A 15,742-nucleotide genomic window follows, 5' to 3' on the forward strand; every position below is an offset into this window, starting at 1 on the left:
CCGGCAGACCCGAGGGCCTGCCGGCGGTTTATGCTGTATGCCGCTTATTGTCCGCTTGGGACGGTCGCGGGTGCCGGAGCGGCAGGCGTGGTTGCCTGCGGAGCAGCCGGAGCAGTTTGAGTGGACGGGGCCGTCTCGGCAGGTGCCGATGCAGCCGGAGCCGCGGGCGTGGTTGCAGCCGGCGTGGTCGCCGCCGGAGCCGGAGCGGCCTCACCGCCGGTCGGAACGCCGTTATTGCTCTGCGGGGCCGCCGGAGCGGCCGGAGCGGCGTTGCCATTCTGGCCGCCGAGCGAATCGAGGATACCCTTACCCTGGCCGCTCGTCGCCGGAATACGGTTCAGAATATCCGTCGGACGGCTCTCATAGCGGTTGAGGACACCGAGGCCGAGCGACGTGATGAAGAACAGAGTCGCCAGGATCGCGGTCGTGCGCGTCAGCGCATTGGCCGTGCCGCGGGCAGACATAAAGCCCGAACCGCCGCCGATGCCCAGGCCGCCGCCTTCAGAGCGCTGAATGAGCACGACGCCGACAAGCGCCAGCACGATCATGAGGTGGATGACAATCAAAACGGTCTGCATGGGTCCAGTCCTGCCCACACGCACGGCGGGCATAAAGTAAAATTCTGGCGCTCTTTACATGAGGTAATCCGCTATTCCAAGCCCTTCGGCTCGGAATATACACGGCTCTAAGCAAGCAGCGCTTCGTATGCGCCGTAGATGGCGAGGAAATCTGTTGCTTTCAAGCTGGCGCCGCCGATCAATGCGCCATCGACATTCGTGACGCCCATCAACTCCCTCGCATTGTTGGGCTTGACCGAGCCACCATAGAGAATGCGGATCTTCTTGCCGATATCGCCAAAGCGGGCAACGAGCTCGGAACGCATGAAGGCGTGCGCCTTCTCGACGTCTTCGACCGTCGGCGTGACGCCAGTGCCGATCGCCCAGACGGGCTCGTAGGCAATGACGGTATTCTCGGGCGTAGCGCTCTCCGGCACCGAGGCCGAAAGCTGACGCTTGAGGATGTCAAGAGTCTGGCCAGCCTTGCGCTCGTCAGCTGTTTCACCGATGCAGACGATCGCCGTCAGTTCCGCGGCGAAGGCAGCCTCTGCTTTGGCGCGAACGAGATGGTCGGTCTCGGCATGGTCGGTGCGACGTTCAGAATGGCCGACGATGACATAAGTGCCGAAGCAATCGGCAATCATTTCAGCCGAGATGTCACCGGTGTGGGCGCCCGACGCATTCTGGTGGCAATCCTGCGCGCCGATCGCCAGTGGGCTATCGGTGCAGAGCGCTGTGGCCACATAGAGCAGCGTTGCTGGAGGGCAGATCAGCGCCTCCACCTTTGCGGAAAGCGGTCCCTGAACACCCTCAGCGATCGACTTGATCTGGTCGAGGGAGGCACGCGTGCCGTTCATTTTCCAGTTTCCCGCAACGAGCGGGCGCACGTCAGGTGTCATGCCAGCCTTCCAATCTTCCACATATCGAGCGGCCATAGCAAAAGCGGGAGTCAATGAAAAGGTTTCGTGCCCTTACCTAAAGGAAATAACGGCCTTTTGTCGCGCAAATGCTTAAATTTTGCGTTCGATGTTGCCGAAGATCACAGGCCGGAGTGTCATGAATGGCATGCGCCCTTGCCCCTTCGGGACATTATCAGGAGCCCAAGATCCAGTTCAACGTACGGCGCCAATCGATCATCCGGATTGGAGTTCCGTGGTTCCCTGTTTGGTAGAGCGTGAAATGCGTAGGATAATCGGTCTTCAGCAGCTTTTCGAAGAGCGCCTGCTGGTCGGTTGCCGCGTAGACCGGATCGCGGCTGCCGTGCGCGAACCAGAGCGGCAGCTTGGCCTTGAAGGACGGGCTCTTGGCAAAGTCTGGATCGGTAACGCCACTCAGGATCACCATCCCCTTCAGGCGCTTGACGCTGTCCACGTCGCGGCTCACGCCCCAGCAGACCTGGCTGCCCATCGACGCACATGCCAGGATGACTGGCTTGCCGCTCGACTGTTCGGAAGCGTAGCGGATCAGGCCGGCAATTGCTGCGACGCCAGCGCTGTCGAAGCTCTTGACCGACGGCGAGTAGTAGACTCCGCCGTTGCCGGCGACCAGATTTTTCAGGCGATTGAAGTTTCCACCGAAGCTGTAGTCATTCGCGCCGAGGCGCCGGTCGCCATTGCGTCCGTGAATGAAGATGACCGTAAACGCCGCTCCGGAGCTCGGTCCCACTCTGGTGACATCGAGGTTCTGATCGCCGAGCTGTAAGGTCTCGTCCGACTGCTGCTTTCTGATCCCGAGGGAAACGTATTTTTGTTGGGCGCGCTTCTCGGGTATCTGATCACGACCGTTGATGTCGCGCATTTCGTTGTATTCGATGACGTCAAGCGAGCCACCATCGCTGGTCTCCAGCACATCTTGTGTGGAAAAGAGATCGTCCTTGTACGGCGGCAGTCGCTCAGCGGCTTGACCGCTCGCCGTGGTCATCAGGAAAAAGGCCGCAATTGCGGCGATAATGGTGCAATGACTTGTGGACATTCGCATGCCTATGGTTCCCTGAGCCTTCTGGCCGCTTGCCATTCCACGCCCACCAACGCAAACCATTTCCTGAGAAAGTCCGCCGGATTGGGCGGCGTCGCGTAAGAAGGCGCTTTCTGGCAGAATCTGCCTGATTCGCAAACGTGACATCAAATGCGGTGATTTTGGGTCAGGCTCGGCGCAGCCGCCTGCCCCGACAGGATGAAGATCTGAACGGCCCCATGGACGATAGCAACGACCTCTTTTCCGGACTGCCCCTGACGCCGAAACAGGAGGAGGCTCCAAAGCCTGCCGAGCCGCAGAAGGTCGCGCCCGTCGAGACGGCGGCTCCGGCCTCGCGTCCGGCGCCCGTGAGCTCGACATCTGAAGACTACGGCGCGTCCTCGATCCGCGTTCTCGAAGGTCTCGAGCCCGTTCGCATGCGCCCGGGCATGTATATCGGCGGCACCGACGAGAAAGCGCTGCACCATCTCTTCGCCGAAGTCATCGACAACTCGATGGACGAAGCGGTCGCCGGCCATGCTAACTTCATCGAGGTCTATCTTGACCGCGAAGGCTACCTGACAGTCAGCGACAATGGCCGCGGTATCCCGGTCGAGAACCATCCGCAGGTTCCCGGGAAGTCCACGCTTGAAGTCATCATGACGAAGCTGCATGCCGGCGGAAAATTCGACGGCAAGGCGTACGAGACATCAGGCGGTCTGCACGGCGTCGGTGTTTCCGTCGTCAATGCCCTCTCCGATTTCATGGAGGTCGAAGTCGCGCGCAATCGCAAGCTTTATCGCCAGCGCTTCTCGCGCGGCCTGCCGCAAGGCGGCTTGGAAGAGCTGGGTGATGTCCACAATCGGCGCGGCACGCGCGTCCGTTTTCACCCGGACGCTCAGATTTTTGGCGAGCATGCGAAGTTCGATGCGGGGCGCGTGTTCCGTATGGCACGCTCCAAGGCCTACCTCTTTGGCGGCGTGGAAATCCGCTGGAGTTGCGAAGAAGGCGTGCTTCCGCAGGGTTCGGAGATACCGGATAAAGCGGTCTTCCACTTCCCCGGCGGCCTGAAGGATTACCTGCAGGCGACGATGGGCAAGGAATTCACCGTCACCCGCGAGATATTCGCAGGCAAGACGGAGAAGACCAGCGGCCACGGCTCCCTGGAGTGGGCAATCACCTGGTACGGTGGCGATCCGCAGGTCCACTCCTACTGCAATACCATCCCAACGCCCGAAGGCGGAACGCACGAGGCGGGTCTGCGCATTGCGTTGACCAAGGGCCTGAAGAACTACGCCGAACTGACGCAGAACAAACGCGCGGCTCAGATCACCACCGATGACGTGATGATCTCCGCGGTTGGGATGCTGTCGGTCTTCATACGCGAGCCCGAATTTGTCGGCCAGACGAAGGACAAGCTTGCGACCGTCGAAGCGCAGCGCATCGTTGAAAACGCACTTCGCGACCCGTTCGACCACTACCTTGCCGACAATCCGAACGAAGCAGCCAAGTTGCTCGACTGGGTCATAGAGCGCGCGGAAGAACGCTTGCGCCGTCGCAAGGAAAAGGAAGTCAACCGCAAGACGGCCGTGCGCAAGCTGCGCCTGCCGGGCAAGCTCGCCGATTGCGCGCAGAACACCGCCCAGGGCGCGGAACTCTTCATCGTCGAAGGTGACTCGGCAGGTGGCTCGGCCAAGCAGGCGCGAAACCGTGCCAACCAGGCCATCCTCCCCCTACGCGGCAAGATCCTCAACGTCGCCAGTGCTGGTCGCGAAAAGCTTGGCGCCAACCAGCAGCTCGCCGATCTCGTGCAGGCGCTCGGTTGCGGAACGCGCTCGAAGTATCGAGAAGAAGACCTTCGCTACGAACGCATCATCGTCATGACAGATGCTGACGTCGACGGTGCTCACATTGCTTCGCTGCTGATCACCTTTTTCTATCAGGAGATGCCGGAGCTGGTCCGTGGCGGTCACCTTTTCCTTGCCGTGCCACCGCTCTACAAGATCACCCAGGGTGCGAAGTCGGCTTATGCCCGCGACGACGCGCATCGGGCCGAGCTGATGGAGACCGAGTTCAAGGGCAAAGCGAAAGTTGAAATCAGCCGCTTCAAAGGTCTCGGCGAAATGCTGCCGGCGCAGCTCAAGGAAACCACCATGGACCCAAGCAATCGCACGCTGTTGCGTGTGGTGATTGACGAGGTGGATTTCGAAGGTACGCGTACGGCCGTCGACGACCTGATGGGAACGAAGCCGGAAGCTCGCTTCCGCTTTATTCAGGATCGTGCTGCCTTTGCTGAAAACCTCGACATCTGAAATAGCTAGTCGAGGCGCACCGTAATTTCCGTTCTCACGGAGTTGGCGAGGAAGCACAGCTCGTGTGCCTCGTGGTGCAGTTTGTGTTCGATTTCGCGGCTTGGAATGTCACCGGCGTAGATAACATGTGGCCGAAGTTCGACGCGGCTGACCATGGCCCGGCCCTGTACTGTCTCCATGAGGCCAGTTGCGGCGTCGACATAGCTGTCAATCATGATGCCCTTCCTTGAGGCAAGCCAGAGATAGAAGAGCATGTGGCAGCTCGACAGTGCTGCAATGTAAGCCTCCTCCGGATCCACATTTTCAGCAAGTGCATAGGGCAATGGTACGTTGTGTGGTGACGCGGAGGCGGCCACGATCGCGCCACCGTCGAAGCTCCAGGTGTGTCCGCGGCTATAGCGCCCGTCGGTAAAGCTTGCCGCGCCCCGCTCCCACGCGACCTCTGCGGAAAACGTCGTCATCTGTCATTCTCCTTCGCGCGTCAGGCGCGCTGTTGTCAGCTGTAAATGGTCGGACAGTGCCTGCAGCGCCGCAGATCCGTCGCGGCGTGCGCAGGCTTCGATGATGGCGCGATGCTCCGTGTGGAGGATGACACGTTCATCTGAGCCCTTCGGCTGCCTCAGATAGGCGCGACGCGATTCGCGTCGCAGCTCGTCGATCATGGAAAGAAGACGGACATTGCCGCATGGGCCATAGAGCGTTCGATGAAACGCGACATCCAGCTCTTCCAATGTGGCCGGATCTACCTCTTCGATCAGGTCTTCATTGAGGCGGCGAGCCTTGCGCAGGTCGCGATCGCCGAGCATTGGTAGCGCTGCGCGGAGTGCCATGGTTTCCAAGGCTGCGCGGATCTCGGCGAGTTCACGGGCTTGCTCGTCCGTCAAACCGGCAACCGCCAGGCTCCGGTCTGGCCGCCGGTCGAGCAGGCCCGACGCAAGCAGCCGATCAAGCGCCTGGCGCACCGGCTGACGGCTTACACCAAATCGTTCTGCGAGAAGCTCTTGTTTCAAGACTGTTCCTGGCGGCAGGCTGCCGCCTTCTATTTCGCGCCGGAGTGCCGTTGCAATAAAGTTTGTATCCATGGATCCAAAGTAGCTGCCTAGGCGAGTTTTGGCAACGCTGTTGCAGGATTTCTGTCATATTGATTGCGGAGAATAGGGCTAAGGAGCGTAGTATAGATCGCCGGGGATCTTGGGTGCGCCAGTCGATGGCATAAATCCGTCATTGTGCTTGCGCCCGACGGATGCATAGCCCATATCCATAGTCAAAATAGGGGGAAAAGAACGAGTGAGCCTTCCGAACAACAATATCCAGCGAGAGTCGCGATGGCTCGGCCCTTCGGCCCCTGCCCGCACGCCGCTCATTCCCTCAATCTCTGCAGCGCGCTGGCTGCTGATCCTTGTTGTTGCGGCTGGTGTCTATTTCTTCTACGGCTTTGCCGTCCCCGTACTTGCTGCCCTTGTGATCGGCTTCGCAAGTTGGCCGCTTTACCGCCGGCTCCTCGCGCGCGTCGACGGAAACACGACGATCGCTGCTACCATCGCCATTGTGCTGATCGTCACGTTCCTGGTCCTGCCGATCGTTTTCGCTGTCACCTACACGACAGGCGAGGTGCGAGAATGGGTGGCATGGGCCGTCCATGCAAACAGGTCGGGTGCGCCGACGCCGCAATGGATCATTTCGCTCCCGTTTGCCGGCCCCTATCTCGATGAATTGTGGACCAAATATATCGGCAGCCCCGGCTCCATGGGTGAGGTGATCCAGGCTGTCAGCGGCGCCAATATCGGTAACATCTATCGGGCGGTTCTGGCCGCAGGCGGCGGCGCCTTCCATCTGCTGCTGACGCTGCTGTTCATGTTGATTGCGCTGTTCTTCGTCTACCGCGATGGCTCCGCCTTTTCGCAGCAGATCGATATGCTTGGCGAGCGCATTCTCCCAAACCGTTGGGAGCGGATTTCGCGAGTGGTCCCGGCAACCATCAGTTCTACCGTCATGGGCATGACACTGATCGCGATCGGTGAAGGCATCGTGCTCGGCGTCGCCTATTGGATCGCCGGTGTCCCCTCGCCGGTCACGCTCGGCGTCTTGACCGGCATTATGGCCCTGATACCTGGCGGTGCGCCGCTGTCTTTTTCCTTGGTGTCCGTCTATCTGCTCGCCAGTGGCTCCCACGTCGCCGGTATCGGCCTTTTCGTTTGGGGAACGGTCGAGCTGTTCATTGTCGACAAAACTCTTCGTCCGAAACTCGTTGGCGGTCCGATCAAGCTGCCATTCCTGCCGACTTTCTTCGGCCTTGTTGGCGGCGTGAAGACTATGGGCTTTCTCGGTCTCTTCATCGGGCCAGTGCTGATGGCCCTCATCGTCGCGATCTGGCGCGAATGGATGCATGAGGTCCGCAGTGCTGAAACCGGCCCGCACGTCATGATCGACGAACAGGCGCCACCAGCATCTCGCGCGGCCGAATGATCAGGTCAGCTGCTTTTCCATGAACAGGCTGAGCGGATCCGGCTGGTAGCTGCCGAACGCTTCGATTTCGAGATAGCCGTACTTGCGGTAGAGAGCGATCGCTTCCGGCTGGTAGATGCCGGTTTCAAGCCGAACCGCCCGGAGCTTCTTTTCAGTGGCGGTCGCTTCGAGTGTGTCCATCAGCTTGCTCGCCGCTTTCAAGCCACGCGCATCCGGGTCGACGAACATGCGCTTGATCTCCGCGGTTCCATCGCCGGCTTCCACCAGGGCACAGCAGCCGACGACCGTGCCATTGTGGCGGGCGACGAAGAAGCTGACGGCCGGCTTTTCCAGCGTCGAGACATCGACGAGGTGGTTGCTCTCCGGCGGATACAGTGACTGCGCATGGGCGTCGGACATATCGAGAAGGCGGAGCACCCCTTCCTGGCGCGGCGGTTCCAAAGCAATCGTAATGGACACGGGATGCTCCTGTCTCGGTGCGCCTGCATGACGAAAAGTTAATGCTGGCTCGCCTTCATTCCGTTGGAATTTCAGCTTCTAAGGGCGACGTTTCAATACTCAAAAGGCGATACTATGCAAACGATATTGGTGGCAATGACCATCTTGGGGTGTAACGACGCGGTCACACAATGCAACTACATCGCCACGGTCGAGAAACAGTGGCAAACCGTTGCGCTCTGCGACGCAGCCTCGGAAAAGCAACTGAAGCACTATACGAATGTCAGCTATCCGACGGTCATTGCCGTCTGCGAGCCGCCGAAGCCGGTTGCGACGCCGGAAGCGCCGAAAGCTGTCGCCGAAAACACTCCAGCGCCGCCCATTCCAGCCGAAACGCAGGGTCGGCTGTCGGCCTTCGCCGATCGGGTGGCGGGTCAGGTGCGTGCGCATCTGCCGTCCGGCAGTGACATGAAAACGGTGCTGGATTCACCCGTCCACTTCGTCTCGGGCAGCTATTCCTGGGTCGCGAAGCGGCTGCACTACTAGGCTGCCGCGAGCGACGCCACATGGGCATAAGCGCGGGCGTGCTGTCGCTGCTCCGCAATGTGCAGCCTTTCGATCATCTCGAGGAGTTCTCGCTGGGCTCCATGCGTTGCATGCCTGCGGAACTTCTCAAGCAGCTTGCCGCAGACGTCGCCGAGCATGGTCGCTGAAAGGTTTTTCGATGCATCCCGCCACAGCAGCGTTGCTTCGACGAAGAGCGCGCTGATCTCGCGGGAAAGGCCTGCCGTCTCGTAAAGGGCGCGCACAGCGTGCATGCGTCCGGTCGCGAGGATGGAGCGAACGCGTCGCTCCTCACAACCAGTCAGGTTGACGATGGCGCATGCGAAGAACTCGACTTTTCCCGAGCAGAGGGCGTGCATCAGGAAGGACGGCGTCAGGTGGCCACTGACTCGCAAATGTTCGACAAGATCTGAAATCTCGCGCGACGTAATCTCGCCTGCGATCGCCACGATGGCGGCTTCGTTGGCTTCCCGGCTGATCCGATGCAGTCGGCTCGGATCGATGATCGCTTGAGCCAAAGGCAGATTGCAGAGTGCGACACTGACATGCTGCGTCAACAGCTGACGCGCGTCCACGGGCAGGTCCTCACGATCAAGGAGCAGGTTGCGGATTTCGCAGTGGTGGCCGAGCCGCTCTGCGATTCTCTTCAGCGAGTAAGGTGCAATGACCGCCCCGTCGTTTTCGAGCAGGCAGAGGACCGTCTCTTCTTCACCGATTTCGGCAAGTGCGGCAGAAACCGGCCGTGAGATCGTGTCGCGCGCCGCAATCAGCATTCGCGTGACGTCGCTGCCGCTGGCGGCGAGATCCACCAACTCCGCATCCAACAGCAAGGGGGAGCATGTGACGGCATGGCAGGCGATTTCCGGCTGGTCCGCTGCCAGCGAGAGAATAACCGCTCGCGGCGCGTCCGGCGACCAGGCGATCGCCTCGGCAAGCGCCAACCGTACTTTGGGGGATGGGTCATCGAGCAGGAACGTCATAGCCATCTCGGCGGCGGCGCGTTCTGCTGCAGCCATCTCGGACTGCAGGTAGGCTCTGCCGAGGGCATTGGCCGCACGGGCCCTGTCTCCGGCCTTGGCGGTTTCCGCCCAACGAAGAAATGCTTCTACGATCACCCGTGTGCCCCATGCCCGAATGCGATTCTCTCGCACCCCAATCGATGGAACTACGGTACCTCCGAAAAGTTTATGATTGGTTCACCATGTTCGTTAAGCCTCAGAGCTTCGGCCGGAACATTTCGAACACATCGCTGCCTTCGCTGTAGTCCATGTAACCCATGCGTGCCACCGGCCGGGCGATCGCCATATCGAGGCGGCTATCGCGAATGATCGTTTCGTCGATGCGGATGCCAACAACCTGGCCGAAGACCATAATGTTCTCGGAATCCTCACCAGTCAGCGACTTCGGCACGAGGGTCTCTGTTACCTTGCATTCGAGCACGGCAAAGGCTTCGGCGACGTAGGGTGCATCTACAAGCTCACCCCTTTTCGCCGTCAGACCCGCAAGCGCAAACTCATCGACGCCGTAGTCGACGGTCGCCGACGAAACGTTCATCTTCTCTACCAGGTTCCGGCTCACGAAGTTGCATGTGAACTCGCCGGTTTCGATCGCATTCCTCTGGCTGTGCTTGAGACCGGCGGAGGAAAACATCACGAGTTTCGGTCGGTCGGAAATCGCATTGAAGAAAGAGTATGGGGCGAGATTGATCGAGCCGTCACTTCCCCTACTGCCGATCCAGCCGATTGGACGCGGCGCGACAATCGCCTTGAAGGGATCATGCGTCAGACCGTGCCTGTTCGTATCAGTGGTATAGAACATCAGTCCTCTCCGCCAACCCAGGTCACTGTCTCGGTCAATTCAGGACGCGGGCGCTCGATGGCAGGAAACGTCGTCGACCCCATGTGAATGAAACCAGCGATCTTTTCGCCCGGCTTGACGCCGAGCAGTTCGTAAGCACGTTCGTCGTACGCGAACCATTCGGTCAGCCAGTTGGCGACCCAGCCGTGGGCGTTGGCAGCGAAGATGATGTTGAGGCAGACCGCGCCCGCAGACATCAACTGCTCCCACTCGGGAATCTTGATGTGCGGGCCGGACTTGCTGACGACGGCAACGACAGCAGGAGCGCGGGTAAAACGGGTCCGCTCCACTTGGATCATTTCGTCGGAAAGGTCCGGTTTAGCCTCAAGTGCTAGCTTCAGAAGCTCTTCACCAATCCGGGCACGTTCTTCACCGCGATAGACGATGAAGCGCCAGGGCGCGAGTTTGCCGTGATCCGGTACACGGGAGGCTAGGCGCAAAATCTCTTCGATCTCGGCCTTGTCAGGCCCCGGCTCGCACATCTGAAACGCGGGGATAGAACGGCGGACACCGAGATAGTCGATCAGCTTGATATCGGATTTCATGCGGGAGAGACTTCCATTTTCATGACAGCATTTGGGATGGGTCTTGAATTTGCCATCGCGTTGGTCTTGAAGTGGCCTCTGTGATTTCAGATGTCAATTGGTTCGCACGACAGATGGTTGGCATTTCGCCGTATGCACGCATAAGCTTGGCTTTGGTTTTGACCGCCCTACTGCCTTTAAGCAGCCAGGCGCAGGACGCCTTCCAGACCTTCAAGCAGTTGGATACGACTGCGAAGATGCCGAAGCTGAATGCCTTCATCGCGCCGGGTGCGGTGCCGCAGGGCTCGAAGCTGCATGAGGTTGCCCTTGAGGCAAAGCTGACGGCCAACGGTGAAGCGGTGCAGGATGGACTATCCTGGTATGTGTTTAGCCCGATGGCCGGCTCGGATGGCAAGCTTCCGCTGATAGCATCCTCACAGGGCGGCTCTGCGGATTTCCAGCTCGCGCCTGGCGACTATTTCGTCAACGTTTCCTTCGGCCGCGCCGGCGTTACGCGCAAGTTGACGGTCCCCGAAGACGGTCAGGTCGACAAGCAGACGCTGGTGCTGGAATCCGGTGGATTGCTGCTGAACGCGGTGTCGGGCTCAGACGTGCGCATTCGACCGGATCAGCTCAGTTTCTCGATCTACTCCGCCGAGGTGCGTGAGGACGGGGAGCGCGGTCTTGTCATGGCTGATGTGCCGCCAAACACCGTGGTTCGCCTGAATGCCGGGACCTACCACGTCGTCTCTGAATACGGTGACACCAACGCATCGATCCGCGCCGATATACAGGTTGAGGCCGGCAAGCTCACGGAAGCAACGATCCAGCATAAAGCCGCGCAGATCACCTTCAAGCTCGTGTCCGACGCCGGTGGCGAAGCGATTGCCGATACCGCCTGGTCGATCCTGACAGCCGCTGGCGACAGTGTCGGCGAGAGCGTCAGCGCCTTCCCGACCATGGTGCTTGCCGAAGGCGAATATTCCGCCGTCGCTCGAAACAAGGACAAGATCTATCAGCGCGATTTCAAGGTCGAAGCCGGCAAGAACACCGACGTCGAAGTTCTGATGAAGGATGTGCAACCCGAAGAGCCGACCGAAGCGGCAAAGACGGTGCAGGTTCAGCCCGATCAACAGCCGCCAGCGGGTGACGCGTCGCCGAAGACGCAAGCGCCGCTGCCCTCCTACGATCAATTGCAGGGAGGCGCCGGCACCGGCGACGACGTGGAGTAATCGGCTTTCAGAATATCTCGGACAAAGAAAAACCGTCCGGTCCTGTTAGAGACCGGGCGGTTTTTGTATTGGAGCCGGAGGCAGCTCAGGCTGCCTTGGCTCTCTTGGCCTCCGCCTTGCGACGAACGTCCGGTGGAGTGGCCTCGAGCCCGAGGCTTGCGATTGCCTCGTCAAGCGACATCGAGGTCTGCTCCTGGCTGCCGAGACGGCGGATGTTGACCGTGCGCTCTTCCGCTTCCTTCTTGCCGCAGACGATAATGACGGGGACTTTCGTTACGGAATGTTCACGGATCTTGTAGTTGATCTTCTCGTTACGGAAGTCAGTCTCGACCGTCAGGCCAGCGTCGCGCAGCGCTGCCGCAACTTCGGCGCCATAGCCATCTGCCTCGGACGTGATCGTGGCGACCACGACCTGCTGCGGCGATACCCACAGCGGCAGGTGTCCTGCGAAGTTCTCGATCAGGATGCCGAGGAAGCGTTCCATCGAGCCGCATATGGCGCGGTGGATCATCACCGGCTGTGTCTTTTCCGAGTTGCTGTCGATGTAGAACGCACCAAAGCGTTCCGGCAGATTGAAGTCGACCTGCGTCGTGCCGCACTGCCATTCACGGCCGATCGCGTCCTTCAGCGTATATTCGAACTTCGGACCGTAGAACGCACCCTCGCCCGGCAGAATACCGGTCTTGATGTTGTTCGACTGCTGCTGGATCGTTTCCAACACTTCGGTCATCACGCTTTCGGCGCGATCCCAGAGGTCATCCGAACCGACGCGCTTTTCCGGGCGCGTCGAAAGCTTGATCGTGATCTCGTCGAAGCCGAAGTCCTTGTAGACTGAGAGGATCAGATCGTTGATCTTCAGGCATTCGGCGGCCATCTGGTCGTCGGTGCAGAAGATGTGCGCATCGTCCTGCGTGAAGCCACGCACGCGCATCAACCCGTGCAACGCGCCCGACGGCTCGTAGCGATGTACGGTGCCGAATTCCGCAAGGCGGATCGGCAGTTCACGGTAAGACTTCAGGCCATGCTTGAAGATCTGCACGTGACCGGGGCAGTTCATTGGCTTCAGTGCGAAGACGCGGTCGTCATCCGTATCGTCACCGGCGACAGTGACCTTGAACATGTTATCGCGGTACCAGCCCCAGTGGCCGGAGGTTTCCCAGAGCGACTTGTCGAGCACCTGCGGGGCATTGACCTCCTGGTAGTCTTCGGCGAGACGGCGGCGCATATAGGCAACCAGCGTCTGGAACATGCGCCAGCCCTTGCCGTGCCAGAAGACGACGCCGGGACCTTCTTCCTGGAAATGGAAGAGATCCATCTCGCGGCCAAGGCGGCGATGATCGCGCTTCTCGGCTTCGGCGAGCACGTGCAGGTAGTTGTCGAGGTCGGTCTGCTCGGCGAATGCCGTGCCGTAGATGCGGGTCAGCATCGGATTGTTGCTGTCGCCGCGCCAATAGGCGCCAGCTACCTTCATCAGTTTGAACGCCGTGCCGATCTGGCCGGTGGACGCCATATGCGGCCCGCGGCAGAGGTCGAACCAATCGCCCTGATAGTAAATCTTCAGATCCTGGCCTGCGGGAATCGCGTCGACGAGTTCTACCTTGTAGCTTTCGCCCTTGGCGGCGAAAACTTCCTTGGCCTTCTCGCGCGACCAGACTTCCTTGGTGAACGGCGCGTTGCGAGCGATGATTTCCTTCATCTTCTTTTCGATCTTTGGCAGATCGTCCGGTGTGAAGGGCTCGTTCTTGGCAAAGTCGTAGTAGAAGCCGTTTTCGATAACCGGGCCGATCGTGACCTGCGTTCCGGGCCAGAGTTCCTGCACGGCTTCCGCCATCACGTGGGCTGCGTCATGCCGGATCAACTCGAGCGCGCGGCCATCGGTGCGGGTAATGATTTCAATCACGCCTGCTGTCACCGGATCGGAAAGGTCGCGAACCTGACCGTCGATGGCGATTGCTACCGCCTTCTTGGCAAGCGACTTGGAAATGGATTCTGCGACATCCTTGCCGGTTGCGCCAGCATCGTAGCTGCGCACGGAACCATCGGGAAATGTCAGGGAAACGGATTGGGACATCAAGAATTCTCCTTGTCCAGTCCCGCCAACGAATGCGGGTGGTTGCAATGAAGCGCTTCGTCCGCACGAATGCGCCGCCGCCTGATACCGAGATTTGCTGCTTGAGTAAAGAAAAAGCCAACTTAACCGATCATTTCGGCAAGGCCGCGAACCGTATTCCAGTTTCGCAACGTGCCGACGCCCATCCGCTTGGTCGTCAGGGCGGAGAGCAACTTCCATTCGCTTGGCTTGCCGGCAAAATCTATCCAGAGGTCGCCTCCGGTGAGTGCCATTCGCTGCTTCGGATCGGCATAGGGCTGAAGCGCTTGCACGGTTGCAGGACCAAGTGGTTTGCGCATCACACGCACGATGACTTGGCTGCCCTCACCGTCCGGAAATGGATTGGAGCCTGCGAGCTTCAACCAGTCGGCGCCTTTGCGCACGATGATATCGACTGGCTTGCCGAACCTCGTCTTAAACGCGGCCTCCAGTTTTGCCTCAATGTCCGGCAGCGGAAAAGTGTCTGTTTCGAAAACGATATTGCCGGTCGAAACCAGCGTTCTCGGATTTCGGCAACCAATTTCCTTGGCCATGTCGCGAAGGTCGGACATCACCACACGGCGACCTGGCGCAAGCACGATGCTATGCAGCAGCGCAACGTAGATCATGCTTTCAGGGCTCCGCACTGCTCCTGGGCCGCGCCACACCGGTATGCTTGGACAACGCATCAGCGATTTGGACGTGACGGCAAAATCCCTGAAATGCGCCCTGTGTCATCCCTCAGCCCCTCTTGCGCCCAAGCGCGAGGTAGCGCCAGGGTGTCCACCAGTGTAAGCGCTCGTCGAGCTGGTCGGGAACAGGGTCGAGCCCGCTCGTGCCGCCCGGCCCACAACGCGCGACGCGAAACAGCGTCATCCACCCGCCGCTCCACAGCCCATGGCGCGCGACCGCCTCATAACCGTACTCAGAGCAGGTCGGGATGTGGCGACATGAGTTGCCGATGAAACCGGAGAGCGTCAGCTGATAGAGGCGGATGAAGCCCATCCCGAGCAACCTGCCCGGCGTCTTGCGGAACGGCCCGGAATAATTACGGGAATAGGAGCCTGCTGACCGACGGGATGCGGCTGCACCGCCCTCGTCTTCGTTGTCATCATGGTTTATCGAACAGAACTCGCACATCGACTATGCCGCTCAGGCCTCGATTGTTTCGGCGCGCTTGGCCTCAATCTGGCCGATCGCATCGACGACGGCTTCGAACGTCAGCATCGTGGAGGCATGTCTGGCCTTGTAATCCTTCACGGGGCGGAGATAGCGCATGTCCTCGAACCGGCCTTCCGGTCCCTCGCCGTCCGCCTTGAGCATGGCCAGCATGTCCGCGCGCGCCTTGCGTACTTCACCCGCATTGGCGCCAATTACATGGCGCGCCATGATCGAAGAGGATGCCTGCCCAAGCGCGCAGGCTTTGACGTCGTGCGCAAATCCGGTCACCGTGTCGCCATCCATCTTCAGCCAAATCTTCACCTTGGAGCCGCAAAGTTTGGAGTGAGCCTGGGCGCTGGCGTCGGCATCGGGCAAATCGCCGATCAGTGGAATATTGCCCGCAAATTCGAGGATTTTGCTGTTGTAGATATCGTCCATCGTGGATTCCGCTCCAGAATTCATGCGGATCGGCGCCTTGAAACTCATTGTAGCACAAAAGAAAAACACAGCGTGTCGTGCCGGGAGACTTACATAAAGGTGCCGTTTTCCTATATGTATGTCGTTCGAAGGCCATAAAAATGCAATGGCC

Annotated in this window: 17 protein-coding genes; 4 read left to right on the forward strand and 13 right to left on the reverse strand. The window is 59.8% G+C overall.

Going from position 1 to position 15,742, the window contains the following annotated elements:
* Nucleotides 1-44: 44 nt before the first annotated feature.
* The 3 genes from secG to NBG89_RS07440 form a co-directional block, all read right to left on the reverse strand.
* Entirely contained in the window at nucleotides 45-578 is a 534-nt protein-coding gene (secG, locus tag NBG89_RS07430) for a preprotein translocase subunit SecG (protein WP_431322279.1), read from the reverse strand.
* A gap of 107 nt (nucleotides 579-685) precedes the next feature.
* Nucleotides 686-1,456: a triose-phosphate isomerase gene (gene tpiA, locus NBG89_RS07435; RefSeq protein WP_431322280.1), complete on the reverse strand. Its 771-nt coding sequence runs from the start codon at nucleotides 1,454-1,456 to the stop codon at nucleotides 686-688.
* A gap of 193 nt (nucleotides 1,457-1,649) precedes the next feature.
* The gene (locus NBG89_RS07440; protein ID WP_431322281.1) at nucleotides 1,650-2,534 is read right to left on the reverse strand and encodes an alpha/beta hydrolase; all 885 of its coding nucleotides are present in this window, start codon (nucleotides 2,532-2,534) and stop codon (nucleotides 1,650-1,652) included.
* A 215-nt stretch (nucleotides 2,535-2,749) separates the two neighbouring features.
* Here NBG89_RS07440 and parE point away from each other — a divergent pair, with 215 nt between their 5' ends.
* Nucleotides 2,750-4,822: a DNA topoisomerase IV subunit B gene (gene parE, locus NBG89_RS07445; protein WP_431322282.1), complete on the forward strand. Its 2,073-nt coding sequence runs from the start codon at nucleotides 2,750-2,752 to the stop codon at nucleotides 4,820-4,822.
* A gap of 5 nt (nucleotides 4,823-4,827) precedes the next feature.
* Here parE and NBG89_RS07450 read toward each other — a convergent pair whose 3' ends face one another.
* Both NBG89_RS07450 and NBG89_RS07455 read right to left on the reverse strand, forming a co-directional pair.
* Nucleotides 4,828-5,283 carry an OsmC family protein gene (locus tag NBG89_RS07450; protein ID WP_431322283.1) on the reverse strand — a complete coding sequence of 152 codons (456 nt, stop codon included), beginning with the start codon at nucleotides 5,281-5,283 and terminating at the stop codon, nucleotides 4,828-4,830.
* Between the two features lie 3 nt (nucleotides 5,284-5,286).
* Nucleotides 5,287-5,904: a GntR family transcriptional regulator gene (locus NBG89_RS07455; protein WP_431322284.1), complete on the reverse strand. Its 618-nt coding sequence runs from the start codon at nucleotides 5,902-5,904 to the stop codon at nucleotides 5,287-5,289.
* Nucleotides 5,905-6,109: 205 nt separating this feature from the next.
* Between NBG89_RS07455 and NBG89_RS07460 the strand changes: the two genes are divergently transcribed.
* A complete protein-coding gene (locus NBG89_RS07460) occupies nucleotides 6,110-7,288 on the forward strand; it encodes an AI-2E family transporter (RefSeq protein ID WP_431322285.1) in 1,179 nt (392 codons plus the stop codon).
* Here NBG89_RS07460 and NBG89_RS07465 read toward each other — a convergent pair whose 3' ends face one another.
* Nucleotides 7,289-7,747: a GNAT family N-acetyltransferase gene (locus NBG89_RS07465; protein ID WP_431322286.1), complete on the reverse strand. Its 459-nt coding sequence runs from the start codon at nucleotides 7,745-7,747 to the stop codon at nucleotides 7,289-7,291.
* 114 nt (nucleotides 7,748-7,861) lie between these two features.
* On the opposite strand from NBG89_RS07465, the gene NBG89_RS07470 reads away from it, so the two are divergent.
* Nucleotides 7,862-8,272 carry a hypothetical protein gene (locus NBG89_RS07470; RefSeq protein ID WP_431322287.1) on the forward strand — a complete coding sequence of 137 codons (411 nt, stop codon included), beginning with the start codon at nucleotides 7,862-7,864 and terminating at the stop codon, nucleotides 8,270-8,272.
* Here the strand turns inward: NBG89_RS07470 and NBG89_RS07475 are convergent.
* The 3 genes from NBG89_RS07475 to NBG89_RS07485 all read right to left on the reverse strand — a co-directional run bounded on the left by NBG89_RS07475 (nucleotide 8,269) and on the right by NBG89_RS07485 (nucleotide 10,692).
* A complete protein-coding gene (locus NBG89_RS07475; protein WP_431322288.1) occupies nucleotides 8,269-9,405 on the reverse strand; it encodes a DUF2336 domain-containing protein in 1,137 nt (378 codons plus the stop codon). The genes NBG89_RS07470 and NBG89_RS07475 overlap by 4 nt on opposite strands.
* Nucleotides 9,406-9,505: 100 nt before the next feature.
* A complete protein-coding gene (locus NBG89_RS07480) occupies nucleotides 9,506-10,108 on the reverse strand; it encodes a flavin reductase family protein (RefSeq protein WP_431322289.1) in 603 nt (200 codons plus the stop codon).
* The gene (locus tag NBG89_RS07485) at nucleotides 10,108-10,692 is read right to left on the reverse strand and encodes a nitroreductase family protein (RefSeq protein WP_431322290.1); all 585 of its coding nucleotides are present in this window, start codon (nucleotides 10,690-10,692) and stop codon (nucleotides 10,108-10,110) included. The genes NBG89_RS07480 and NBG89_RS07485 overlap by 1 nt, the downstream gene beginning before the upstream one ends.
* Before the next feature lie 113 nt (nucleotides 10,693-10,805).
* Here NBG89_RS07485 and NBG89_RS07490 point away from each other — a divergent pair, with 113 nt between their 5' ends.
* Nucleotides 10,806-11,903 (forward strand): hypothetical protein, encoded by a 1,098-nt coding sequence (locus tag NBG89_RS07490; protein ID WP_431322628.1) that lies wholly within the window; start codon nucleotides 10,806-10,808, stop codon nucleotides 11,901-11,903.
* Nucleotides 11,904-11,988: 85 nt separating this feature from the next.
* On the opposite strand, the gene thrS is transcribed toward NBG89_RS07490, so the two are convergent.
* The 4 genes from thrS to NBG89_RS07510 all read right to left on the reverse strand — a co-directional run bounded on the left by thrS (nucleotide 11,989) and on the right by NBG89_RS07510 (nucleotide 15,591).
* A complete protein-coding gene (gene thrS / locus NBG89_RS07495; protein ID WP_431322291.1) occupies nucleotides 11,989-13,974 on the reverse strand; it encodes a threonine--tRNA ligase in 1,986 nt (661 codons plus the stop codon).
* A 122-nt stretch (nucleotides 13,975-14,096) separates the two neighbouring features.
* On the reverse strand, nucleotides 14,097-14,621 hold the full coding sequence (locus NBG89_RS07500) for a DUF1697 domain-containing protein (protein WP_431322292.1): 525 nt from the start codon (nucleotides 14,619-14,621) through the stop codon (nucleotides 14,097-14,099).
* Between the two features lie 112 nt (nucleotides 14,622-14,733).
* The gene (gene yidD / locus NBG89_RS07505; RefSeq protein WP_431322293.1) at nucleotides 14,734-15,132 is read right to left on the reverse strand and encodes a membrane protein insertion efficiency factor YidD; all 399 of its coding nucleotides are present in this window, start codon (nucleotides 15,130-15,132) and stop codon (nucleotides 14,734-14,736) included.
* Between the two features lie 12 nt (nucleotides 15,133-15,144).
* Nucleotides 15,145-15,591, reverse strand: a complete 447-nt coding sequence (locus NBG89_RS07510) for an iron-sulfur cluster assembly scaffold protein (RefSeq protein ID WP_431322294.1) — start codon at nucleotides 15,589-15,591, stop codon at nucleotides 15,145-15,147.
* Between the last annotated feature and the right edge of the window lie 151 nt (nucleotides 15,592-15,742).

Origin of the sequence: Rhizobium sp. YTU87027, from assembly GCF_050644135.1 — a bacterium.
In the GTDB taxonomy this organism is placed as follows: Bacteria; Pseudomonadota; Alphaproteobacteria; order Rhizobiales; family Rhizobiaceae; genus Rhizobium.